Raw genomic sequence first — 24260 nt, forward strand, 5'->3', positions numbered from 1 at the left:
GTTAAAATGTATGCCTTTGTGTTCTTGTTTCTTTATAAACAAACGATTTATAAAGAATGTTTTCAGGCCTTAACATAAAAAAAGAGGAAAAACACGATTAAAGTGTTAATCCTCTTTCTATAACGTAGAATATTAAAATTTATTTTGCCGGTACGCTTTTTAATAATTCCAAAAGATGTGCCCACCACAAACCGACGGTTTTAATTTCGATCCGTTCGTTCGGTGAGTGAACGTCTCTTAATGTCGGTCCGAAAGAAATCATATCCAGATTAGGATATTTTTCGAGGAATAAACCACATTCCAGTCCGGCATGGATAGCCATGATTTTGGCATCCTTATTAAATAAACGTTTATAAGTATCTTGTGCTACTTTCAGGATTTTAGAATCCGGATTCGGAGCCCATCCCGGATAACCGTCGCCATGAGTAACGACAGCGCCGGCCAGTTTGAATACGGAAGCCACCTGGTTGGCGATCATATTCTTACATGACTCGATGGAACTGCGTTGGCTGGTTCCTACTGTGATGATGAACATTTCTGATTCCGCATCCTGTTTGATTTTTACGGAAGCCAGGTTGGTGGAAGTCTCTACCAGGCCTTCGATGTCATGACTCATACCGATCACGCCATGAGGACAGGCATGTAATGCCCAGATAACCTTTTCCATATCGAAATTGCTTATGCAGAATTCCGGACGGTCAGTCGATTCCATGGTGATCTGCACGTTCGGATCGACATGTTTCAGTTCATTTTCTATATCGGCAGTATAGTTGTTGAGCAGGACGCGAACCTGTTCTTTATCTTCCGGATACAGACCGATCACTGCGTGTGCTTCGCGGGCAATGGCATTGCGTAAATTTCCTCCTTCGATAGAACATAGGGTGAAATCTGCTTCATTGTTCAGTAAATATAAGAAGCGAACCAATACCTTATTGGCGTTACCCAATCCTTTATGAATTTCACCTCCGGAATGTCCGCCGTTCAATCCTTTAATATTGATTTTGAAATATAACATATTAGGATTGGTTGCACGTTGTTCGCAATGGAACACAGCCTGCGTGTCTTTTCCTCCGGCACAACCCATGAAAATTTCCCCTTCGTCTTCGCTATCCAGGTTCAGCAGGATATCGCCGGTCATGAATCCTTTTTCAAGTGCTTTTGCTCCGGTCAGACCTGTTTCTTCGTCAACAGTGAACAGGCATTCTATCGGTCCGTGCTCGATATCGTCGGAAGCCAGGATGGCGAGTTCGGCAGCTACACCGATGCCGTTGTCGGCACCCAGTGTCGTTCCGTTGGCACGCAGCCAGTCACCGTCAACGATTGTTTCGATCGGATCGTTGTCGAAGTCGTGGACTGTTCCGTTGTTTTTTTCACAAACCATATCCATATGAGACTGCAGGATAACGACCGGCAGGTTTTCATATCCGGGCGTTGCCGGTTTCGACATCAGGATATTTCCGGCTGTATCTTTTTTCAGGACGATTTTATACTCTTTAGCGAACGATTCCAGATACTGGATCATTTTGCCTTCCTTCTTTGAAGGGCGGGGCACTTGTGTTACCTGATGGAAGAACTTCCAAACGATTTCAGGCTTTAAGTCAGTAATCTTCATAATGTTACAATATATTACAGATGTTACTCTATAGTTAATAATGTGATCGTTTTCTGAGTTATGTATGAAAAAAAGTAGAATTAAATACCAAAAAGATACTTTATAATCACTTAAACTCTTATATTTGCGTCCACAAATATAGAGAAAATGCTTACAACGATATTGCTTACGGTCATAATTCTTGTTATTTGTGTTGTGTTACTTGCTATAAAAGTGATATTCAAGAAAGGGGGAAGGTTCCCGAATACGCATGTGGGAGGTAACAGAGCACTAGGTAAAAAAGGTATACATTGTGCCAAGACGCAAGACCGGGAACAGGCCAGGCAAAAGAATCTATATGATAGAGTAAAAGAAACAGAAGAATAAAATAAGGATTTAATTTACACTTTATGAAGAACATTAACTACGTAATTAATGGTGTGCTCGCGGTGGCTGTCGTGATATTGTTCATAATGCAATTTTCCGACAAGAAAGAATCGACAGTAACAAAAACATTTGCATCCGGAGATGGTGATACTACCAGTCTGCTCCCTATCGCTTATGTGAATGTCGATTCGCTTTTGCTTAATTATAATTATTTCAAGGATCTGAACGAACAGCTCCTGAAAAAAGAAGAAAATTCACGTGCAAATGTAACGCAGCAGGCACGTACCTTACAAACCGAAGTGCAGGAGTTCTATCGTAAAATGGAAAATAATGCCTTCCTTACTCGTGAAAGAGCACAACAGGAACAGGAACGTTTGATGAAAAAAGAACAGGAACTGAAAGATCTGGATGCTAAATTATCACAGGATTTATTGTTGGAACGTCAGAAATTGAACGAACAGCTTCGTGATACTGTTGTTTCAAAATTGAAAGTATATAATAAGGATAAAGGATATCAGGTAATTTTCAGCAATACGGCAGAAGATAATATTTTATTGGCCGGCGATGCTTACGATATCACAAACGAATTGATCGACTTATTGAATAAGAGCTATTCCAGCGGAAAGTGAGTAAGAGATTAAAATAATATATAGAAAAAGCTGTTGCATATTGTAACGGCTTTTTTTATGTATTTACGTGTTATTTCTGCTAAGGTAAAGAAAATGTTCCACACATGTGGGGTGTTTCCCCCACTGGGGTGGGGCTTTATCCCCACTGCAGTGGGTAAAAGTCCCCACATGAAAAAATGTTGTGGGGAAAAATTGGAGATTTATTTCTTTTTTCCGGATACGAATGACGAGTAAAGTAACAGGACGGCGGCAATTGTCAGGCAGATCACCCATTCTTTCATATCCTTGAACATTAGCCCGGAGGCGCAGATCATCAGAACGGAAGCTATTATGTTGAAGCGGTGCAGACGACGTTCGCGAAACTCCATTTCTTTAGTGGGCAATGTCAGGAAACAGACCGCCATGCCGGCGGCACCTACAGCGAAGAGATAGGGTGCCAGAAACCACTTGGTGAGGAATAAAACGGCACCTGCCAGTATCAGTAAACCGGCAATATTGAAAATGATTGTTCTTGCTTTTTGATTCATTATTTCTTTTTGATGATATAGACGTCTTCGTTCGGTTTCTTCATGAAATATTCTTCACGGGCGAACCGTTCCAGACCTTCCTTGTCAGTGTGAAGATCGTTCAGTTTCTTACTGTTTATCTCAATTTCTTTCTGATAATGTTTGATCTCTCTTTCCAGGCTGCGGATCTTTTCGTCATACGTATACCGCTTATACAAATTGCTGTCGCCCACCGTAAAAGTGAGGATCAGAAATCCGATGATAACCAGCCAATAGGCATTTATCCTGGATAGATACTTGTTGTAAAAGTCTTTTATGCGTGACATGGAACTTCGTTTTCGCAAAGATAAATGAATTATTTTGTATATCTTTGTGTTGTTAATAAAAAAGCAAAGAATGGACAATTATATTGTATCGGCAAGAAAATACCGCCCCTCTACTTTTCGTAGTGTCGTAGGGCAAAAGTCTCTTACCACTACACTAAAAAATGCAATACAAAGTAACAAGCTCGCTCATGCCTATCTTTTTTGCGGACCGCGTGGTGTCGGGAAAACTTCATGTGCACGTATCTTTGCTAAGACGATCAACTGCCTGAATCCGACAACCGACGGAGAAGCCTGCAACGAATGTGAATCGTGTCAGGCGTTTAATGAGCAACGCTCTTATAACATCCACGAACTGGATGCTGCGTCCAATAACTCTGTGGACGATATCCGTTCGCTGATCGATCAGGTGCGTATTCCGCCCGCTATCGGGAAATATAAGGTTTTTATTATCGATGAGGTACATATGTTAAGTTCGGCGGCCTTCAACGCTTTTTTGAAGACGTTGGAAGAACCGCCTCATCATGCCTTGTTTATTCTGGCTACTACCGAAAAACATAAAGTGTTGCCAACCATCTTGTCGCGTTGCCAGATTTATGATTTTTCCCGTATTTCAATAACGGATATGGTGGAGCATCTCGAATATGTCTCTTCACAGGAAAATGTAACGGCGGAACCGGAAGCATTGAATGTGATTGCCCAGAAAGCTGACGGAGGTATGCGTGATGCTTTGTCTATCTTTGACCAGGTGGTCAGTTTTACCAACGGAAATATTACTTATCAGGCTGTTATCGACAACCTGAACGTGCTTGACTATGAATATTATTTCCGTCTTACCGATGCTATTCTGGCAGGAAATGTCCGTTCATCTATTCTTATACTGAATGAAATATTAAGCAAAGGTTTCGACGGGCAGAATATTATAACCGGTCTGGCGGCTCATTTTCGCGATCTGCTGGTCTGCAAGGATGAAGCGACACTGATATTATTTGAGGTCGGTGCCTCTATCCGCGAACGATATAAGGAGATGGCAAAACGTTGTCCGGATCAATTGCTTTTTAAAGCGATCGAACTGGCAAACTCCTGCGATCTGAATTATCGTGCCAGCCGCAATAAACGTTTGTTGCTAGAACTGACACTTATCCAGCTTTGCCAGTTAAGTTCTGCCGGGCAAGTTGTCGATGATAAAAAAAAAGGAGTAATTGAACCGATCGCTTCCGGTGCTCCCGGACAATCTGTTTCTCAAGGGGCGCAGCCAGTCTCTCAGGGACAGCCGATGCGTCAGCAGGTTCAGCCCGGGCAAATGGCTAATCACATGCCTCAGCAAACTGCCGGAATGAATGGCGGTAATGGGCAGGTGATAACGACGAATATGCCTTCATCGGCAACCATTATTCCGCAAGGACCTTCGGCTTCTTCTCCTAAAAAAACGTCACGTCCGCCTCATTTGAGTACTTCCCTGAAAGAAATCGGTGTTGAAAAACCGAAAAACCAGATGACACAACAAGAGAGCCGGACTGTACAGGAAATGGTAAACCCTTTTTCGCAAGAAGATCTGGTTCATTATTGGGATGCTTATGCTGCTAGCGGGATGATCGATAAGAAGGTGTACCTGAAAAATACCATGATCAATTGCAAGCCCGTTTTGCAGGAGAATTATTTCTTTGAAGTGGGTGTTCATAATCCGGGCCAGCAGGATGAGTTGAGCAATGGCTGTGTGGATCTATTGAACTACCTACGTATTCAGTTGAAGAATACACGTATACAGATGCGTGTACGGATTGTGGAAACCAATGAGAAACATCTGGCTTATACTTCTACTGAAAAATTTGAACATCTGTTAAGCGTGAATCCGGTTCTAGCCAAGTTGAAGGATGAGTTTAACCTGACGCTGGATTGATTTTGGGTGATACAAAACAAAATTAGTCTTCCCGGCGTTTTATCTATATAGTGAATCTTAGTTGAGTTGTAATAAAGAATAATTGTATGGATACAAATCTTATGAAATCAGAACAAGACGTTGTGCTTAAATCGATAATGAGCCGTAAAAGTGTTCGCCAATATACTGACCAGCCGGTCAGCCGGGAACAACTCGAAATATTGGTGAAGGCTGCCGTGTCTGCACCGTCGGCGGTCAATAAACAACCCTGGGCATTTATCGTGATCGACGATCGGGTTACGCTCGACATACTTGCGGCTCTATTACCTTATGCGAAAATGGCTGCTAAGGTATCTGCTGCAATTGTTGTATGCGGTGATTTGAGTAAAGCTTATAATGGTTTGGAGGATGAATACTGGATTCAGGATTGTTCTGCTGCAACGGAAAATTTACTGATAGCGGCTGAGGCAATGGGCTTAGGTGCTGTTTGGACTGCTGTTTATCCGGAGGAAGATCGCGTTGAGATTGTCCGTAAGCAATTGGCTTTACCGGAATTGATCGTTCCGCTGAATCTGATTCCGATAGGCTATCCTTTACACGGCGACACTCCGAAAAATAAGTATAAACCGGAGATTCTCCATTTCAATCGTTGGTAAATACAAGCTCCTGTTTTCTGTTTAGACGAATATTATCGTGTTTTTGATTAGGCTTTATTCCCTGAATATATGTATTTTAGCGGATAAATAAAACGTTGATTTGTATGGGCATGAAGAATTATATCCTGTTACTGATGGCTTCCGTACTTTGTACGGGATGTGCGACAATGGATCCGACATCGAGGACAATCGTTGGTTCTCAAGTCGGGATGCTGGCTGGGACGGTTACCGGTGCGGTAATCGGTCATGCAGCCGGGGGATATCGCGGGGAAGCGATCGGGTCGTTTGTGGGCTCGGTTGGAGGTACGGTTTTGGGTGCTACTGCGGCTGCTTCTCAAAATCAGCGTAATAGCAGAAGCACGACAAGTGCCAGGGAGTATCAATTACCTTATGTCGTTATAGAAGATATTTATTTGGAAGACAGGAACAATAACCAGATCGTAGATGCGGGAGAAACTTGTCGTATTTCGTTTATCCTGTCTAATGAAGGCAGACAGACGGCTTATAATGTCGAACCGGTTATTAAGATAGAGCAGGGCAGTAAATATGTGAAACTGTCCAAACCTGTTATGATCCGCCAGTTACAACCGAATAAGCGGGTGAGCTATACGATTACATTGCATGCTTCCCCAAAATTGAAAACCGGTGAGATAGTCCTTTCAGTACGACTGAAATCTGCGGATGGTTATCTGACGGATAAAGAAACCTTTACGCTGCCTACCGGAAGATATTAATATTTAATTCTTTATCGTATGGTAGTACGATGGAGAAACAACTTCCTTCACCGACTTTCGAACGGAGTTCAAGATGACCTCCGAGTTTTTCGGCGATGACCGTGCTGATCGACAAACCTAATCCGGTCCCTTTGTCGGTATCGTCCATTTTGTAGAAACGTTCGAATATCTTTTTTTGATGTTCTTCAGGAATTCCTTGTCCGGTATCTTCTACAAATAATACGATCTTTTGGTTTATTTCCTCCAGCTGATAACCGATCTTTATATGTCCTTCCTGTGTGAATTTGACAGCATTGTTAATGAAATTGGAAATAACCTGCCTTAATCTTGTTTTATCCACACGGGCGAATATCGCTTTTTCCGGAATAGACTTTATGAATTCCAGATTCCGGGGGACAGAGAGCTGATGTGCACTGTATATTTCCGATAATAGTTGAGATAAATTGTAGTTTTCGAATGAGAAAGACATCTTTCCCGACTCCATGCGTGACAAGTCGAGTATATCGTTTACCAGTTTCAGCAATAACTCGCAATTCTGGTTGATCGTATTGATGAATAATATTCGTTCTTCCGGATCTATCTCTTCATCGGATGCCAACAGGTTTGAAAAACCGACGATTGCATTTAATGGCGTACGTATTTCGTGGCTCATATTGGCGAAGAATGACTCTTTTCGTTCAACTTTGAGGGCCATATCTCTTATTTCCTCGGCTTTTTCCTTGGCAATTCGCAAACTTTCTTTTGACTTGATCAGTTCTTTCTTTTCCTGTATCAGTTCGCTTTCTGATTTCTCAAGTTTCTTTTTCGTCCGCGCGATATGAAGGTAAAGTATGGATATATATAACAAGGCTATAATTACTACAATAAGTAAAACGTAGCTTGTTGTCAATTGATTGTGTTTGAATTTAAGTTCAAGCTCATTGTTTTTCAGCTTTAGGTGATCTGTTTCATAGATTGTCCTGAATTCATTTAGCTGTGAGTCCAGCCATGCACTATTGATTGAATCTTTTAAAACATTCAGTTTCTGATATTCTTCAATAGCCTCCCTCTGGAATCCGGCAAGACCCAGTAGTCTGGCCTTTTGTTCCTGGATTGCAGGATTGAGATCGGAGTTTGTCTGCTTCATAAACTCACAAGCTTTTTGGAATGTGTCCAGGGCTTGGTTATATTGGCCGGTTGCTTCAAAATAATCGGCCATCGCCAAAAAGTAATTCTGCTGTTTTTGGTTTGCTATATCCGGATAATTTCTTTTTATCTCATCAAGAATGTTCAATGCTTCGGAAGTCTTTCCGAGTTTGGTATAGAATTTAGCTTTCCATATTTGTAAATCTACCCATTCGTTCATGAGAAAGCTCTTTTTTTCACTATTGTCAACCTTTTGTTTCCTAATGAATTCTATCAGTTCTTCATTGCTCCTGATAAATTCCAATCCCTTTGAATATTCATTGGTGATACTACAAATTGTGATCAGATTCTGGCAGATATCCATTTTCCAGGCTTTCCACCGGGTTTCTTCGAGAGGGATTAGTGAGAAGGCTGTTTCAAAAGATGCTATTGCCTCTTTATACCTTTTTGCTTCTTTCATTGCCGATCCAAGTCCCATATTGGATGCAACCAATCCCTCCAGGCTATCGTACTGCCTGGCTGTGTCATACATTTTCTGGGCGGTCCGGATCGCTTGTTGGATTTGTTTTTGTTCAAGTAACATTTGAACTTCCAAGTTCGCCAGATAGAAATAATAGTTGTATTCTTTATTTTCCAAAGCCAAAGGGTCCATTTTATTTTTCCAGAAATAAAAAGAATCTATATTATTCTTATTTACATAATAGATAGCTCTGTCACTGAACGATTCACATACGAAACCCAGTCGATTTTGCCGCCAGGCCTCCTTTTCTTTTAATTCCGCATAGTATAGGAAACGGGGAGAATCAAACAACAGTAGTTCCAGTCCTGTTATTTTATATAGGTAAAAACTATCGCGTGGCATGGCATCAAGTTCTTTGGCCAGGCTGTCTTCCAGCAATTCTATATCCTTTTTACCAATTGTGTTTTCTGCATACAGAGGAAACTCAACTGTAAAAATAAAAGCAGCCAGTATCAGATAGACTAATAATGCAGGTCTGCTTATGCGGAAATGTATCCGCCAAATGTAGCTTTTGATCATATCAAATTATATAGCCAAAATATTACCCTCAATGTGGCTACAAATTAAATGCTTATTTTTGATATTTCATCTCTTATGAGATAACTAAAGCTACCAATATTCAACGCTTTTTACTATTTTTATGAAATTGGAGAGGAGGATAATCCTAATTCGTACAGGCAAGCTTGCACTTCGAGTGGGTTTCCCGTGTGTTTGCCCACATCATCCGATAACTTGACGCATTCCCGCCATTTCTGGTTGACATTCATTTTGCATTGGGATAATTTCATTACTATATTGGACGGTTTGAAACCAGTATCGTTCGTAAGATTCGTTCCGATGCCAAAAGCACATCTGATCTTTCCATGACAATAGTCGAGAATCTCAAGCGCTTTCCCGAAGTCGAGTGCATTACTGAATACGATCGTCTTGGTGGTTGCATCGATGCCGAATTCTTTATAACGAGCTGTCAGTTTGTCGATAAACTCAAATTCATTTCCTGAATCACATCGGACGCCATCGAATAATTTTGCCTGTTTGCGGCTGAGGTTGGATAGGAAAATATCGGAAGTATATGTATCGGACAACGCGATTCCCAGGTCACCGTCATACACATTGACCCAATTTTCAAGCGCCATGTAATTGGCATGTTTATAACCGAATTGTGCTCCATGAAACATGAACCATTCGTGCGGATGCGTTCCCATCATCTTCATCCCGAATTTCATGGCGAAATAACAGTTGGATGTACCGGTACAATATCGGGCATTTTTGCTGAGATAATCGATCACTGCCTCTTGTACATCGAATGAAAATCTTCTGCGCGTACCGAATTCCGAGAAAGGTAATTGCCGTTCATTGGAGAGTCCTGTTTTTTTGGAGAGCTTACAAAAGATAAGCTCAGGGTCTGCTATATTTCCTGAAAAACTATTTTTTATTTCGGAGATGATTGCAAGTAGAGGAACTTCATACAACGTCACTTTATAAAGATAGTCTACGACTTCGACATGCAGGTGATGTGCCTCGTCCAGATAGACTTCGATCTTTCCGGGATCGAAACGGAAGGAGGAAAGCCATTCCCAATAAACACGGGGCAAGAACCGGCAGCTGCGTGTCATATACTCCAGTTCTTCATACGTGAGTATTAACCGGCTTAGGTTATCGATCTCCGCTTTGAGCTTTTCCAGAAACTCTTCCGTATATTCTGTTTCGTCCCTGTCTTTGAAACTGAAACGTCCCATCGCATAAGGAAATAGTTTGATATAAGCATACGAGGTCGTAAACTTATAGAGGTCTGTATCTAATATCGTCCTGACAATCATCCTTCAATCTTTTCTTATTATAACGCGATAAAGTTAGTATTTGTTGGCAAAGAAACCGTCGGATATTGATAAATGGGTATATTTGTGATCATGAAAAATGAAATATCACGATATACGTTCTATAAAAATAAATACGGTAGTGAGCTATTGATAGATGTTGTCCAGCTAAAAGATATCAAAAAGTTTCTGAAAACCGGAACTATTCATACGCTGACCTACCATGATATTACGTTTATTACCGAGGGGAAAGGTGATTTCTCTATCGACAATCTGCTGTACGAAGCTTGCCCCGGCGATGTGTTTTTTTCTAAACCCGGCGAAATACGTAACTGGGACAAAGATCATATTATGAATGGTTATGCATTGATTTTTGAAAATGAGTTTTTGTCTTCTTTCTTTAAAGATGATTTGTTTGTCCAGCATCTTTCGTATTTCAATCCAGGAAAAATAGCAGCCAGGCTTCATCCGGAAGAATCTCTTTTCAAGCGTTTGCTGCAGTTGGTAAGCAATATAAAAGAAGAGATCGGTTTGTATGGTCGTCATGGAGATCACTTATTGAGGGCGCAATTATACGAAATACTTATGCTGCTCGACAGGATCTATATTGAAAAAGGTACGAAGGAAAGCATTCCTAAAGAAAGCAGTAACCTTCATATCAGCCGATTCATTCATTATGTCGGGCAGTCTTTTAAAGAACATCGTTCTGTCAGATATTATGCCGATAGGTTATGTATCACTCCGAATTATCTGAATGAGATCGTTACGATTTCCCTGCAGGTAAGTGCCAAACAGTATATCCATCGCAAAGTAATGGAAGAGGCAAAAAGAATGCTCACCTATACAGATATACCTGTATCCGGGATTGCCATTTCACTTAATTATGATACGGTTTCCTATTTTGTCCGTTCTTTCCGTGAACATACCGGCCAAACACCTTTGGTATATCGTAAAACGCATAAACCGTAAAAAGTGACATTTCTTCCATTTTTTGTGTTGTATCCCGAAAGTCTCATTACCATACCTTTGCCATATCAAGAACAAATAATAATTTAATTATGAGAGATTCAGGGAAGACGATAGGAAACCTCGTCGATAAACAAAAAGTGGCATTCCTCGGTTCGGTCGACCGGGAAGGATTTCCAAATATCAAAGCGATGTTGCAGCCCCGTAACCGGGAAGGAATCCGGATATTTTACTTTTCAACCAATACTTCCTCTATGCGTGTGGCACAGTTCCGGGAAAATAATCGTGCCAGTATTTACTTTTGTGACAGACGTTTTTTCAGGGGAGTTATGTTGAAAGGTACGGTTGAAGTGTTGACAGACCCGGCAAGCAAGGAAATGATTTGGGAACCCGGTGACACGATGTATTATAAAGAAGGTGTCACCGATCCTGATTATTGTGTCTTGAAGTTCACCGCCTTTTCAGGAAGATATTATAGTGGGTTCAAGTCGGAAGATTTTAGTGTTGGGGAAATATAGATAAAATCACAGGGTTTACCCCAATACGTCACTGTTAATTTATGCATTGCCCGTGTTACTGCCACATAGAGCATGCTTTTGTCAATTTCCGAGCAGTAATTTTTATTATTAGCCTGGGGGACGATCACTTCGTCGAACTCCAGGCCCTTTGCCATGTGGGAGGAAGTGATGATAATGCCTTTCACGAAAGCTGAACTTTGACTGGACAGGAAGTAAATATTATCTGTATGTTTCAGAAGCTTATCGGCTATTTCTCTGGCTTGTGTTTCTGTTTTGCAGATGATTCCGAGTGATTTGTATTTGGATTTCCTGAATAGAGAGATCAATTCGGTAATGCCGTCGATCTCTTTTTCAGAATTCTGAAACCGGAGTATTCGGGGGTGTTCCCCATGACGTACAACAGGTTCCAGGTCTGTGTTCGGTCGGATGTTTTGTGTAAAAGCTGTTATTTCAAAGGTGGAACGATAACTTTTACAAAGTTTCATAATTTCTCCTGTCGCAAATACTTTTCGAATCATTTCGGCTGTCGATGATCCGTAGGGATTGACTGATTGGCATGTATCACCAAGGATTGTTTTCCGGCAGGAGTAAAGTTTTTGGATTATTTTATATTGTATGGGGGGATAATCCTGCATCTCATCTATCAGCAGATGTTTAACTGGAGAATGGGGAGGATACCCTTCCAATGCCAGATGAAGATAGGCAAGCGGGGCAAGGTCTGTATATTCCAGTGTATGGTTTTTGCGTGTCTTGAACATCTTTGGTTTTCCGGCCCATTCAAAGAAGTCTTTATATACTTGCAGATCGTTGTTTCCGGCAAACATCTTTTTTATTTCTTTTTTCAACAGGGTTTTCTCTGCAGTAGTTACACTGAAGTTATATTGAATGGCCATCATTTCCATAATATATTCCGTCATCGTCTCAAAACGTTGGCGCATCGGGTAACGGTTGAATCGTCTGAACTGTTCTTTTATGAATTCAGCCGGGATGGTGATGTACCTGTTTAGCTTTACATCTGTAGCATGAAGATAAGTGTTTTCTATGTGAAGGATGAACTTGTCCAGTTGTAGAACGAAGTCCGGTGAAGACTTGTATTGTATCCGTTCAATAAAATCCGGAGTCGGTCTTTCCAGCAGTTCCGATACTTGTTCGAAGAAGTTTTGGTATTTGTATTTGTTGTAAAGTATGCTGGAAAGGATTTGTTCCATGCTGGTTTCCGGTACGGTCTCTTCGCCAAGTTCGGGAAGAACATTGGAGATATAGTCGGCAAAAATCTTGTTGGGGGAAATAATAAGAATATCTTTTGATGAAATATTTCCTTTTAATGCGTAGAGTAAATAAGCGATACGATGCAATGCGATGGAAGTTTTACCCGAACCTGCTACTCCTTGTATGATAAGTATGCTGGCATCTTCATTTCGGATGATCCGGTTTTGTTCACGTTGGATAGTGGTGACGATGTTTTTCATTTTGTCGTCTGCGTTGGCACTGAGTTCTTTCTGCAATATATCATCGTGAACGGTCAAAGAACTTTCAATCATGAACTCCATCCGCCCTTTACGGATACGGTATTGACGTTTGAGTGACATATCGCCGTAAACTTCACCGGACGGGGAGATGTAAGATGCTTCTCCTAATTCATGGTCGTAAAACATACTTGAGACCGGAGCCCTCCAGTCGTATATCAGGTTGGTACGGCTTAGAGGATCGTAAAAGGTATGTATTCCTATGTAAATGGGTGTGGTTAGCTTTCCTTCTTTCTTCTCGCAAAAATCTATCCGGCCGAAATAAGGGATGTCCAATATCTTACTCAATCGTTTACGCTTATCGATCACGTTCTCGCCCAGGGCAAAATGATTCAGGATACTTTCTCTCATGGAGCGGATTTCGTGAGGGTCGATATCTTTGTTCGACCATAGATAGTCTTTATGTTCCTGTAGGGTGTCAACATGTTCTTTAACCGACTTATCCGTGTTGTTGATCGTATCGTTAATGATCTCCAGTATTTGTTGTAGATATTGTTTTTCCTGTTCTTCTGTTTTGTTGAATATCATAACTGTCTCATTTTATATTAAAAAAGATTCGAAAGGGTGGGCAAAGTTAGTCTGGGATCTCCGGGTATGAAATAGTTATTTATAGCTATATATCAAGGCTTTTTTTTATTTTTACATGCTGATTAAAAAAAAATGAAAGATGAATATTCTCGATATAGCGCGACTGAACCAACAAAAAGCCTGGAAAATTGTAGAAAACAGTGGTATTATCCAGGCATGGGAGAGCATAGGAGCAGAAGTTAATCTGGTTGGGTCCTTGCGTACCGGTTTATTGATGAAACACCGGGATATTGATTTTCATATTTATTCTTCTTCATTGAGTTTGTCCGGTAGTTTTCAGGCGATGGCCAAGTTGGCAGAAAATCCGTTTATCAGGAAAATAGAATGTGTAAACCTGCTTCATACTATTGAGGAATGTGTAGAGTGGCATGCCTGGTATCAGGAACCCGATGATGAACTTTGGCAGATCGATATGATCCACATTCGGAAAGGTTCCCATTATGACGGTTATTTTGAAAAAGTAGCTGAGCGGATCGGGTTACTTCTGACTGATGAAACTAGATTGGCTATTTTGCAATTGAAAGATGAAACGCCTGAGACTGAAAAGATAATAGGTGTGGAGTATTATCAAGCTGTTATTCGGGATGGGATTAGGAATTATGCAGATTTTCAAGAATGGAGAAAACAGCATCCGGTAACAGGGGTTGTAGAATGGATGCCGTAAAATATCCGTTTATTTTGAGGCAGCAGTAGATTTGTTCTAACTAAGCAAGCCGGATTCTATTCCCGCTTTTATCGCTTCTATAGAATTTTGTACTCCTAATTTGCGTAAAAGATTCTGCCGATGGATATTGACGGTATGGATACTGATACAAAGCCGATGGGCTATCTCTTTACTCAAAAAACCTTGTTGTATAAGGTATAATATTTCTATTTCCCGTGAAGTAAGGTCTGTGTGCGGACGGATTAACAGGGAAGGGGAGAATATTTCTCCGTTTTTGAGATTGATAACGGTACAATCTACCTGTCCGGATTCTTTCTGGTTGGGAGATATATCCATATTCCCCAGTATGAGCCATGCTTTTCCGCTGGAGCTTTGTTCCAGAACCTGTTGTTTGCTGCTGACACGTATATATTGTTGCCGGGTGTCGCGGATACGAAAGCTGTATATATTGCAATAATCATTTCGTTTTTCGACGGGAAGGCTATAGATGAATTGTCCCAGCCTAACTTGGAGGTCTGCCAGTTGTTGGCGGTCATCGGGATGAATACGTGATTCCAGATAATCTCCTTGTTTCTCCAGAGTGGCTATTTTATGGCGGTCGTATCCTAATAAATCAGCAAAATTGGAAGAGGCAAAGGTGTATTTACATTTATATACATCGACAACAAATGTGCAAGTGTGACTGACCTTTGACATTTGATGAAGCATAGACCTGTCACGTTCCCAGATAGAATAGTCGATCTCCATCGCAGATAAGTTTTGCTGTGCCCACAATTCTTCGCGGGTAATATCAGTAGATTTCATAGGATATGATTATAAATCCAATAAATTAACAGAACCGGATAGTTTATATTACAGTTGTTTATTTAGCTTTGCAAACATAACTAATTTATTTGATATGGAGCGAGTGTATGATCATAAGTGCAAGTAGGCGGACGGACATTCCGGCCTTTTATTCGGAATGTTTTTTTAATAGGATTAAAGAAAAATATGTATTAGTCCCTAATCCGTATAATCCCCAAATGGTCAGTAGGATAGATTTAAGTCCGACTGTTATTGATTGTATTGTCTTTTGGACAAAAAATCCGAATCCTTTGATAGATCGGTTAGATGGATTGAAGGATTATAAATATTATTTTCAGTTTACCCTGAATCCTTATGGGGAAGATATTGAAAACCATATACCTGCCGTACAGAAACGGATTGAAATTTTTAAGCGGCTTTCAGATAAGATAGGAAAAGAGAAAGTCATCTGGCGATATGATCCTCTATTGACTAATAAAAAGTATGATATTTCTTTTCATAAAGAAGCATTTGCAGAGATTGCTTATGCCCTCAAAGATCATACGAATAGATGTATGCTCGGATTTATCGATCATTATCAACATATTCGTAATGAAGTCGGTAAATTGGATATTCATCCTTTAAAGAAAGAAGAAATAGAGGAAATGGCTATATTCTTTAAGCAGACTATGGATCAGTTTTCTACCATAGAGTTCGATACCTGTACAAATAAAGTAGATCTTACTCATCTGGGAATACCTGGTGGAATGTGTGTCGATAAAAAGCTGATAGAGAATATTTGCGGTTATCCTATTTCTGCCCGGAAAGATAAAAACCAGCGAAGTGTATGTAATTGTATAGAGAGTATCGACATCGGTACTTACGAAAGCTGTCTTAACGGTTGCGTTTATTGTTATGCCATTAAGGGAAACTATAATACTGCCGAATTTAACAGCAGGAAACATGATAAGAATTCCCCTATGCTGATTGGTGATGTAAGGGAGGGAAATATTGTGAAAGATAGAGAGATGAAAAGTCTTATCAATGGTCAGCTTTCTTTGTTTTAGTTTACCAATCGATTTCTTTTATTCCTTTATCCCGTAAATAGTCATTTGCTTTACAGAAGTGTTTACAGCCAAAGAAACCATGATCTGCGGAACGGGGAGAAGGATGCACTGTGGTTAATACGAGATGCTTATTTGCGTCGATAAGAGATCTTTTCTCTTTTGCATAGTTCCCCCATAACATGAAAACCAGATTTTTACGTTCATTACTTAACTTTTTTATGACTGCATCTGTAAAGGTTTCCCATCCCATATTTCGATGTGAGCCGGTCTCGTGAGCTCGTACTGTAAGGACTGAATTCATAGGAAACACGCCTTGTGCTACCCACCGATCCAAATTACCGGAAGTAGGAATGGGTTTACCCAGACTGTCATGTATTTCTTTAAAAATGTTGACTAACGAACCAGGGATTGCAACCCCGTCAGGAACAGAAAAACAAACGCCGTAATACTGGCCGGGATTAGGATAAGGATCTTGTCCTAAAATGACCACTTTCACTTTTTCGAAAGGGCAGGCATCGAATACATGAAATATCTGATGTCCCGGAGGAAGTACCTGAGACTGTTTATATTCATTCCTGACAAATGTAACCAATTTTTCAAAATATGGTTTGTCAAATTCTTCTTGTAAGCGTAATCGCCAACTTTCTTCAATCCTGACATTCATATAAAAGGTAATTAAAAGAAAAAAACTCATGAAATACAGTACATCTGCGATTTTGTGTGGGTTGATTTCTTTAGCAAAGATATAAAATAAACTTTATTCATTTCCTTTCAAAATGTATTATTAAAAGATACGGTAGTGATTCCGCTGAGTTATTTCACAGAGGAACTTCAGATCGTTAAGCTTGATGGACGAGATGAGGCGCTGACCGGTGTTCCTTATGCACGTGTCTCGGATAATTATATCGTGACAGGGATGTCTGGAAATACACCTTTTAAGCTATTTGATAGACAAGGTAACTATCTGGCGGATGTCGGGAATATTGGACAGGGACCAGGTGAATATCAATCAGTATACCATATGTTGATCGATGAGGCCAGTCAACGTATCTATATACTTCCATTTTTCGGGAGTAAGCTGCTAGTGTATAACTTTGGGGGAAAACCCTGTCTTTCTGTTCCTTTGGTGCATGAAAGGGTAATAGGGAAGCTTGCATTGCGGGGGGATACGCTATTGGTATTAGCTTCGCCGCAGCCTAATAATTTCTCTTCGTGCGTCTGGATGCAGGATATGGATGGAAATTTGATTTATGAGTTTCCTACCGAACGGTTAAATTTCGATTTTCGGGGTGTAACGATCTTTTCCTGCCAAAACGAAGAGCATGTGGATCTGAGTTTCTGGATACCACAAGCTCAATTGGATTCACTTTATGAAGTGGATTTGGAGAAAGGAAAATTGATTCCCCGTTTTACAGCTAATTTTAAAGGTGATGCACTAAAACCGCATATGTATCAGGATTGGCCAGGTTATTATGTGGGTGAGGCTACCGGTCAATGGTGGCAGTCGACAGAAGATGAGAACGGAAATCCCCTGCGGAGATTGGGCGGTGAAATTCCAACCTACTATATTGTGGATAAGCAAACACTCAAAGGTGCGTACTATGTTTTGGAAAATGATTTCTTTGGTGGAGATCGGTTTGAGAGCCCTTTTGTATTAGAAGAGGGATACTTCTCTAGCTGCCTCGATCCCGGAGAATTAACGGAAAAGATTGAGAAGGCACTTCGTTCCGACCGTCTTTCGGAGCGGATGCGGAAGCGGCTTACTGAGGTACAGACAGGTATCACCGAGAACGATAATAATTATCTACTTTATGCCAAGCTGAAACAATGATAACTTTTAATTAATTAAGAACAAGACGAATAATATAATTATCTGTGATAATAGATGTTTTTTTAATAAGATTTGTTCCTGAGTTATAAAGATTAGTTAGGTGGTAATATTTTGAAATATAGTGGATTTGAGATGAATTCGGGAGGGAATTTAGCTTTTGAAAAAAAACTCCCGAATTACACACCTTGAAACCGAAGAATTCGGTGTGTTTTTCCTGTTGATATAAAAGAAAACTCCTGAATTTGCTTGAAATTCAGGAGTTTTCTTCGTTCTTTTTCTTTTATAAGTGGTGCCACCAGGAATCGAACCGGGGACACAAGGATTTTCAGTCCTTTGCTCTACCAACTGAGCTATGGCACCATTGTTTTGTTTAACGGGTGCAAAGATACGGACTTTTTTTTTATATGCAAGAGTTTGTGAAGAAAAATACCAAAAATTATTCATTAAGTGAATTCCATCCCTGAGCTTTCAGTTCAACTTCTCCACCGTCACGGCCTACCAGATAGTTGCCCAGTTCGGGACGAGTAATATGGCCTATGACTTTAACTCCTTTCATTTCAGAAACTTTGTCATGGTCGGTAAGAGGAACGGTGAACAAAAGTTCATAATCCTCACCACCATTCAAAGCTGCAGTCACTAAATTCATGTTGAACTGCTCTGCCATAGCAGCTGTTTGATAATCTATAGGAATACGGTCTTCGTATATACGGCAACCTACATTACTTTCTTTTGAAATATGGAGTAATTCAGACGAAAGTCCGTCGGAAACGTCCATCATGGAAGTTGGAACGATACCGGCTTTGTCGAGTGATTCGATAATATCTTTACGGGCTTCCGGTTTTAACTGACGTTCCAATAAGTATTCTTTACCAGTGAAATCAGGAGTAAATTCTTTTTCTCCTTTAAACACTCTCTTTTCTCTTTCAAGAAGTTGTAAACCCATATATGCAGCTCCCAGATCGCCGGATACGCAGACCAGGTCAGTGTCTTTGGCTCCGCTGCGAGTGACGATTTTATCTTTCTCGCCTTCACCAATACAGGTAATACTGATACACAGGCCTGTCAATGAAGCAGAAGTGTCTCCCCCGACAATGTCAACTCCATAAATATCACATGCCAGTTGAAGTCCTGAATAAAATTCATCTAGGTCTTCTACCGAGAAACGTTTGGATATACCGAGTGAAACAGTCATTTGTTTCGGTTTTCCGTTCATTGCATAAATATCGGAAAAGTTGACAACAGCCGATTTATATCCCAGATGTTTTAAGGGAACATAAGTCAGGTCGAAATGAATCCCTTCAAGCAGGAGGTCGGTTGTTACCAATACTTGTTTTTCTTTGTAATCGAGTACTGCGGCATCATCACCTACGCCTTTTACCGTACTTTCGTTTTTTAACTCTATTTTCTCTGTAAGGTGGCGGATTAAACCAAACTCGCCTAATGTTCCTATTTCTGTTCTTTTGTTCATCTTTTATTTATCGTAACAATTTATCTTTATGGAATGTTGATATATGTTTTTTGATTTCATCATCGAATTTTTTGTCCAGACAGAATTCTATCGTGATCGGCAGATAATACATACATGTTTTCCATTCTTCAGGAATATATGGATTGTCTATTAACCGCGCAGCATCTTTTTCTGTAGCCAGGATATATCGGCCGGTTGAACTCATTTTGTCGAATACATTTTTCATACGGCGGATGTCGGATTTTTCGAAAGTATGATGATCGGAAAAGATCAGTGGGGTTACTTTTTCCGATAGCTTCCTGGCTTCTCTGATAAATCCGTCAGGAGATGCAATACCCGATAGAATCAATAGTTCGTCTTCTTTACGGATATCACTCCGGGAAAGAGACTTTGCATGGCTGTCGAATACCGGTTTAATATCAGCGTATGCTATATGAGTGAAATGAATCGACTGGTGTGCCAACAGTTTCATGTTCTCTTCTATAATACGGTATTCAATGGGCTTCATATCTTCTTCGCATTTTGTGACAATCACCATATCTGCACGGCGTATTCCGCTGACCGGTTCACGTAGCCTGCCTGTCGGCAACAGTTTGTCGTTGTAGAACAAACGGTGATAGTCGGTCAGTACGATCGCAAAGGAAGGGGCGACATAACGATGCTGAAAGGCATCGTCAAGTAGGATCACTTCCGGTCGTAATTCTTTGGGAAGCGCCAGCAACTTATCGATACCTCCACGACGGTCGGCATCTACTGCTACGAGAATATCTGAAAATTTGTGTTTCATCTGATATGGCTCGTCTCCGATCTCAAGACTGGTGCTTTGCTCGTTTGCTAAAATGAATCCCGTAGTTTTTCGCTTATATCCCCGGCTGAGTACAGCTATCCTGTAGTCTTCTTTCAATAGACGGATAATGTATTCGGTATGAGGGGTTTTTCCTGTTCCTCCCACTGCCAGGTTTCCTATACAGATAACAGGTATCGGGTATGATTCCGATTTTAAGCATTTCCAATCGAAAAGCTGGTTACGGAATCTTACTCCCAGTCCGTATAAGAAGGAGAGGGGAGAAAGCAGAGGATGTATTTTTATGTCGTTTTCTGTCGGCATCTCGGATTATAAAGGTTTAACATCGTAAGGAAGTCTTGCCTGGATTCCTGTTGTCGATTTTATATTATTCAGAGTTTTGAAATACTCATATTCATTACCCAGCACATTTTTTACGATGGATACTTTTACTTCTCCCAGCTGTTTCTCGATAAATTCTTTCCAGAAATCTTTTGAGCCGGAAACGTAGGTTAGACTGTAATCGCTGAGGTCGGCTAATGTAGCGGCTGTTTCGATCGCTTTGTCAATACCTCCCAAATCATCGACTAATCCGCGCTCTTTGGCCTGCTCGCCTGTCCAGACGCGTCCTTGTCCGATTTCGTTGATTGCTTCTTTGCTCATATCACGACCGTTGGCACAACGGGTAAGGAATGTATCGTATCCTCTTTCAACGAACGACTGGATCAGCACTTTCTCATCTTCTCGCATCGGACGACTCATATCTCCCAGGTCGGCATAAGTATTGGTTTTTACAATGTCCGTTGTAAGAGATAATTTATTGAATAAACCGGTTACATTAGGGAAGATACCGAAGATACCGATCGATCCGGTTAGCGTATTAGGTTCAGCTATTATTTTGCTGGCAGCACATGAAATATAATATCCTCCGGATGCGGCAACGTCACCCATGGAAACAACGATCGGTTTTACCTTTTTTAGTTCTACCACCTGGTGCCAGATTTGTTCGGATACAAAAGCACTACCACCCGGAGAGTTAACACGGAAAACAACCGCTTTGACGTTCTCATCATTTTTTAGTTTGATCAGTTCGTTGGCTACCTTTTCTGTGATAGCTTGTTCTGTATCGTAAGGCGAAGAAGGCAGTTCAGGTTGGATTTCTCCTTCTGCATATAAAATTGCAATACGGTTAGGTTTTTCGCGATCGATCGTTTTAATACTTTTGATTTTGGATATATCTGCCGTTTGCAGGCGTTTGTCGCTTTGGCCTGCCAGTTCTTTAACAAACTCTTCTGTTTCGGTACGATATTTTAATTCGTCTACTAATCCGCATTCTACTGTCTTTTCTGCAGCAGCGAATGCATAACCCTGGTTCGCGAAATTATTAATATCGGTTACCGGGATATTTCTGGCTTCGGCAATACCGTTTGTTACATTTTCCCAGATACTGCCCATGTATGACTGGATCTGTTCGCGATTGGCATCACTCAGTTTGTCAAGCATAAAAGGCTCTACGGCTCCTTTATAAGTGCCGACTTTGAAGATCATCATATCTACACCTACTTTTTTGAGCAGTTCTTTGTAAAACATTGTTTGTGATGCCATTCCGACCAATCCCAAAGTGCCTTGGGGATTCAGGAATACTTTATCGGCAACAGAGCAAAGGTAATAACAACCCTGTGTGTAATTGTCGGAATAAGCGACAATGAACTTACCGCTATCTTTAAAATCGATTAAAGCTCTGCGAATGGCTTCAAGGCTGGCTGAACCTGTGCTCAACGATTTTGCTTCTATATATATACCTTTGATATTTTTGTTCTCTTTAGCTGTTTGGATTGTAGATAATATATCTTTTAAAGAAAGAGTTTTATCTGTCTCACCCATCAGCATAGCGATAGGGTTTTCCTGGATATTATCAGATAAGTTGCCGTCAAGCGTTAATTTATAAACGGTATTACTTTTGGGAGTATACTCAGGTGTACTGCTCATACTGGTGGCGATACCAATCAGAGTAAATACAAATACAATGGAAATCAGGCCAACAGCAACGAAAACTCCTAAGGCTGAGGCAAACATCATTTTAAAAAATTGTTTCATATCTGTGTCGCGTAATTTTTATCAGACAGCAAATATAGTTAACTTATTGATACTAATTGTTCTTTGTGCTCGTTTATTTGGTCTGATAATAATATCTTTTATAAAGGATAGTTCCTGACGCTCCTGTAATGTAAATGGAACAAATGAATTTTTAATAATGAAACTCCAAATTCTTGAATACAGGGATTTGGAGTTTTTATTTTGATATTCCTGTAAAAGATACCTGATGTTAATGACTTGTACAGAAAAAAGTTTACACAATCACAAAAAGAAAATGTGTAAACCAAAGGTCAGTTATCAAAAATATACGGATGAGTTTCGTATAGCAGTCGTCAAAGAGTATTTGGCAGGTGGAATCAGTAAACACGCACTGAGTAAAAAATATTCTATCCCTCAGCAGTGTACTGTAAGCAATTGGATTCGTAAATTTGTGGGCGAAGAAAATGAAGAAGTACCCATGAAAAAAAACGAATCCCCAAGAACGGAAAGTGAAGAAATAAACCGCCTCAAACGGGAACTAAAAGAGTCGAAACTGGCTCTTTATCAGGAAAGAATGCGTGCAGATGCCTATGACACGATGATTGATGTGGCAGAAGAAATGTTCAAGATTCCGATCAGAAAAAAGCTGGCACCAAACAGTCTTATTATCAGTATCATGAGATTGATTTTGAGCGGCTTGTATTCAAAGGTTTTATATTGGAGTATGTCCATGATATCCGTCTAAAAGCTTCGCGTATATGTTGCCAGAAATTATTTGAGATGTGCAAGAGTTATTTTGGGGAGAAGTTTACAATGGGACGTGATGCCTTTTATAACCTGTTGAGAGAAAGCGGTCTGATGCTTCGGATAAAAAGACGTAAAGCACGGACAACTTATTCGGATCTATACGCTCCTTTCTATCCAAATCAGATAAAAGGTCTGATTCCTACTGCAGCGAACCAGATTTGGGTAAGTGATATTACCTATGTCTGGACATCGAAGGGCTTTTGCTATTTATTTCTTATAACAGACCTTTATTCCCATAGGATTATGGGCTGAGTACTTTCTTCATCTATGAAGTGTAAAAATGCAGAAGAAGCTCTGAATCAAGCAGTAGAAACTGCCGGTTATCCACTGACTGGTTTGATCCACCATTCAGACAGAGGTATTCAATACACTTGCTTTGCTTATATGGAATTATTGGCAAAAAATGGTATGCAAGCCAGCCGTACAGAACACGGGGATCCACTGGAGAATGCTGTAGCTGAACGGGTTAATGGCATCCTTAAACAAGAATGGCTTTCTTTATATTCCTTTGAAAATGAGGATGAGATACGGAAGGTATTAATTCCGGCTATCGAGTTTTATAATAAGGAAAGGCCCCATGCCAGTAATAACAGGCTAACGCCTGAGCAGGCATACAAACAAGACAAGGAGTTGAAAAAAATGTGGAAAAATTATCCTTATACGAAAACTCATATCTCTGTTTATCAATAGAGATTAACGCTCGTCGGGAGTGTTGCTCCACTCCCTTGCCGCTTAGGCGATCCCAGAGCAATGACTTTTTGGATGGGTGATTTTTATTCACTAACTTTGTTTCTCTTTCCAACCGACAGAGCTTTCTGTAAAGTTGTTGTAGGAATAAACACAAAAGGTGTAAACTGAAGTTAGGATTTTAGTATTGTTATGTAAATTGTTTTTAGTAATAAATGTTTTATCTGTAAACTACTTTCAGTAAAGGTCGTGCTACAGTATAAAGTATTCGTTTGATATATATCAAACGCAAAGAACACATATATGCTTCATTCGTTTGATGATTGAG

23 protein-coding genes and 1 tRNA gene are annotated in these 24260 nt (G+C 40.3%); 12 read left to right on the forward strand and 12 right to left on the reverse strand.

The genetic code is table 11. The features are described from left to right. Positions 1-139: 139 nt before the first annotated feature. The gene (locus tag IEY67_RS15160) at positions 140-1612 is read right to left on the reverse strand and encodes an aminoacyl-histidine dipeptidase (protein WP_122353734.1); all 1473 of its coding nucleotides are present in this window, start codon (positions 1610-1612) and stop codon (positions 140-142) included. A gap of 389 nt (positions 1613-2001) precedes the next feature. On the opposite strand from IEY67_RS15160, the gene IEY67_RS15165 reads away from it, so the two are divergent. Further along, entirely contained in the window at positions 2002-2607 is a 606-nt protein-coding gene (locus IEY67_RS15165; protein ID WP_122353732.1) for an OmpH/Skp family outer membrane protein, read from the forward strand. Positions 2608-2807: 200 nt separating this feature from the next. Here the strand turns inward: IEY67_RS15165 and IEY67_RS15170 are convergent, their stop codons facing one another. Together IEY67_RS15170 and IEY67_RS15175 are read right to left on the reverse strand one after the other, a co-directional pair. Next, positions 2808-3134, reverse strand: coding sequence for a hypothetical protein (locus tag IEY67_RS15170; RefSeq protein ID WP_183672166.1), 327 nt, complete (start codon positions 3132-3134; stop codon positions 2808-2810). Next, the gene (locus IEY67_RS15175; RefSeq protein ID WP_122353730.1) at positions 3134-3439 is read right to left on the reverse strand and encodes an FtsB family cell division protein; all 306 of its coding nucleotides are present in this window, start codon (positions 3437-3439) and stop codon (positions 3134-3136) included. The genes IEY67_RS15170 and IEY67_RS15175 overlap by 1 nt, the downstream gene beginning before the upstream one ends. A 70-nt stretch (positions 3440-3509) precedes the next feature. On the opposite strand from IEY67_RS15175, the gene IEY67_RS15180 reads away from it, so the two are divergent. The 3 genes from IEY67_RS15180 to IEY67_RS15190 all read left to right on the forward strand — a co-directional run bounded on the left by IEY67_RS15180 (position 3510) and on the right by IEY67_RS15190 (position 6705). Further along, entirely contained in the window at positions 3510-5336 is a 1827-nt protein-coding gene (locus tag IEY67_RS15180) for a DNA polymerase III subunit gamma/tau (RefSeq protein ID WP_122375095.1), read from the forward strand. Between the two features lie 86 nt (positions 5337-5422). Further along, the gene (locus IEY67_RS15185) at positions 5423-5971 is read left to right on the forward strand and encodes a nitroreductase family protein (RefSeq protein ID WP_183672167.1); all 549 of its coding nucleotides are present in this window, start codon (positions 5423-5425) and stop codon (positions 5969-5971) included. Between the two features lie 104 nt (positions 5972-6075). Then, complete coding sequence (locus IEY67_RS15190; RefSeq protein ID WP_122353727.1) at positions 6076-6705, forward strand: glycine zipper family protein; 630 nt, start codon at positions 6076-6078, stop codon at positions 6703-6705. Here IEY67_RS15190 and IEY67_RS15195 read toward each other — a convergent pair. Continuing rightward, entirely contained in the window at positions 6689-8869 is a 2181-nt protein-coding gene (locus tag IEY67_RS15195) for a sensor histidine kinase (RefSeq protein WP_183672168.1), read from the reverse strand. The two genes, IEY67_RS15190 and IEY67_RS15195, sit on opposite strands and share 17 nt — an antisense overlap. Before the next feature lie 119 nt (positions 8870-8988). Then, on the reverse strand, positions 8989-10170 hold the full coding sequence (gene pncB / locus IEY67_RS15200; RefSeq protein ID WP_183672169.1) for a nicotinate phosphoribosyltransferase: 1182 nt from the start codon (positions 10168-10170) through the stop codon (positions 8989-8991). Between the two features lie 90 nt (positions 10171-10260). On the opposite strand from pncB, the gene IEY67_RS15205 reads away from it, so the two are divergent. Both IEY67_RS15205 and IEY67_RS15210 read left to right on the forward strand, forming a co-directional pair. Further along, positions 10261-11136 (forward strand): AraC family transcriptional regulator, encoded by an 876-nt coding sequence (locus IEY67_RS15205; protein ID WP_183672170.1) that lies wholly within the window; start codon positions 10261-10263, stop codon positions 11134-11136. An 89-nt stretch (positions 11137-11225) separates the two neighbouring features. Next, positions 11226-11651 carry a pyridoxamine 5'-phosphate oxidase family protein gene (locus IEY67_RS15210; protein WP_183672171.1) on the forward strand — a complete coding sequence of 142 codons (426 nt, stop codon included), beginning with the start codon at positions 11226-11228 and terminating at the stop codon, positions 11649-11651. Here IEY67_RS15210 and IEY67_RS15215 read toward each other — a convergent pair. Continuing rightward, positions 11606-13705: a HelD family protein gene (locus IEY67_RS15215; RefSeq protein WP_183672172.1), complete on the reverse strand. Its 2100-nt coding sequence runs from the start codon at positions 13703-13705 to the stop codon at positions 11606-11608. The two genes, IEY67_RS15210 and IEY67_RS15215, sit on opposite strands and share 46 nt — an antisense overlap. A 139-nt stretch (positions 13706-13844) precedes the next feature. On the opposite strand from IEY67_RS15215, the gene IEY67_RS15220 reads away from it, so the two are divergent. Further along, complete coding sequence (locus tag IEY67_RS15220; protein WP_183672173.1) at positions 13845-14429, forward strand: phosphoglycerate mutase family protein; 585 nt, start codon at positions 13845-13847, stop codon at positions 14427-14429. 36 nt (positions 14430-14465) lie between these two features. Here IEY67_RS15220 and IEY67_RS15225 read toward each other — a convergent pair whose 3' ends face one another. Then, positions 14466-15233, reverse strand: a complete 768-nt coding sequence (locus tag IEY67_RS15225; protein WP_122375101.1) for a LuxR C-terminal-related transcriptional regulator — start codon at positions 15231-15233, stop codon at positions 14466-14468. Between the two features lie 107 nt (positions 15234-15340). Here IEY67_RS15225 and IEY67_RS15230 point away from each other — a divergent pair, with 107 nt between their 5' ends. Further along, the gene (locus tag IEY67_RS15230) at positions 15341-16279 is read left to right on the forward strand and encodes a DUF1848 domain-containing protein (protein WP_183672174.1); all 939 of its coding nucleotides are present in this window, start codon (positions 15341-15343) and stop codon (positions 16277-16279) included. A 1-nt stretch (position 16280) separates the two neighbouring features. Here the strand turns inward: IEY67_RS15230 and ung are convergent, their stop codons facing one another. Further along, a complete protein-coding gene (gene ung / locus IEY67_RS15235; protein WP_183672175.1) occupies positions 16281-16943 on the reverse strand; it encodes a uracil-DNA glycosylase in 663 nt (220 codons plus the stop codon). A 135-nt stretch (positions 16944-17078) separates the two neighbouring features. On the opposite strand from ung, the gene IEY67_RS15240 reads away from it, so the two are divergent. Further along, positions 17079-18110, forward strand: a complete 1032-nt coding sequence (locus tag IEY67_RS15240) for a DUF4934 domain-containing protein (protein WP_183672176.1) — start codon at positions 17079-17081, stop codon at positions 18108-18110. Between the two features lie 287 nt (positions 18111-18397). Here IEY67_RS15240 and IEY67_RS15245 read toward each other — a convergent pair. From IEY67_RS15245 to sppA, 4 genes are all read right to left on the reverse strand, one after another. Next, positions 18398-18470, reverse strand: a tRNA-Phe gene (locus tag IEY67_RS15245). Positions 18471-18546: 76 nt separating this feature from the next. Beyond that, positions 18547-19578 (reverse strand): thiamine-phosphate kinase, encoded by a 1032-nt coding sequence (gene thiL, locus IEY67_RS15250; RefSeq protein ID WP_183672177.1) that lies wholly within the window; start codon positions 19576-19578, stop codon positions 18547-18549. 7 nt (positions 19579-19585) lie between these two features. Next, a complete protein-coding gene (lpxK, locus tag IEY67_RS15255; RefSeq protein ID WP_122375105.1) occupies positions 19586-20686 on the reverse strand; it encodes a tetraacyldisaccharide 4'-kinase in 1101 nt (366 codons plus the stop codon). A 6-nt stretch (positions 20687-20692) separates the two neighbouring features. After that, the gene (gene sppA / locus IEY67_RS15260; RefSeq protein ID WP_183672178.1) at positions 20693-22459 is read right to left on the reverse strand and encodes a signal peptide peptidase SppA; all 1767 of its coding nucleotides are present in this window, start codon (positions 22457-22459) and stop codon (positions 20693-20695) included. Positions 22460-22685: 226 nt separating this feature from the next. Here sppA and IEY67_RS15265 point away from each other — a divergent pair, with 226 nt between their 5' ends. Genes IEY67_RS15265 through IEY67_RS15275 form a run of 3 tightly spaced genes read left to right on the forward strand, consistent with a single transcriptional unit; the run spans position 22686 to position 23935 of the window. Beyond that, complete coding sequence (locus IEY67_RS15265) at positions 22686-23183, forward strand: transposase (protein ID WP_183672179.1); 498 nt, start codon at positions 22686-22688, stop codon at positions 23181-23183. A 35-nt stretch (positions 23184-23218) separates the two neighbouring features. Further along, complete coding sequence (locus IEY67_RS15270) at positions 23219-23497, forward strand: DDE-type integrase/transposase/recombinase (protein ID WP_183672180.1); 279 nt, start codon at positions 23219-23221, stop codon at positions 23495-23497. A 15-nt stretch (positions 23498-23512) separates the two neighbouring features. Beyond that, complete coding sequence (locus IEY67_RS15275) at positions 23513-23935, forward strand: integrase core domain-containing protein (RefSeq protein WP_183672181.1); 423 nt, start codon at positions 23513-23515, stop codon at positions 23933-23935. Positions 23936-24260 lie beyond the last annotated feature (325 nt).

The sequence above is a fragment of the Parabacteroides faecis genome (assembly GCF_014647375.1).
Classification (GTDB): Bacteria; Bacteroidota; Bacteroidia; order Bacteroidales; family Tannerellaceae; genus Parabacteroides; species Parabacteroides faecis.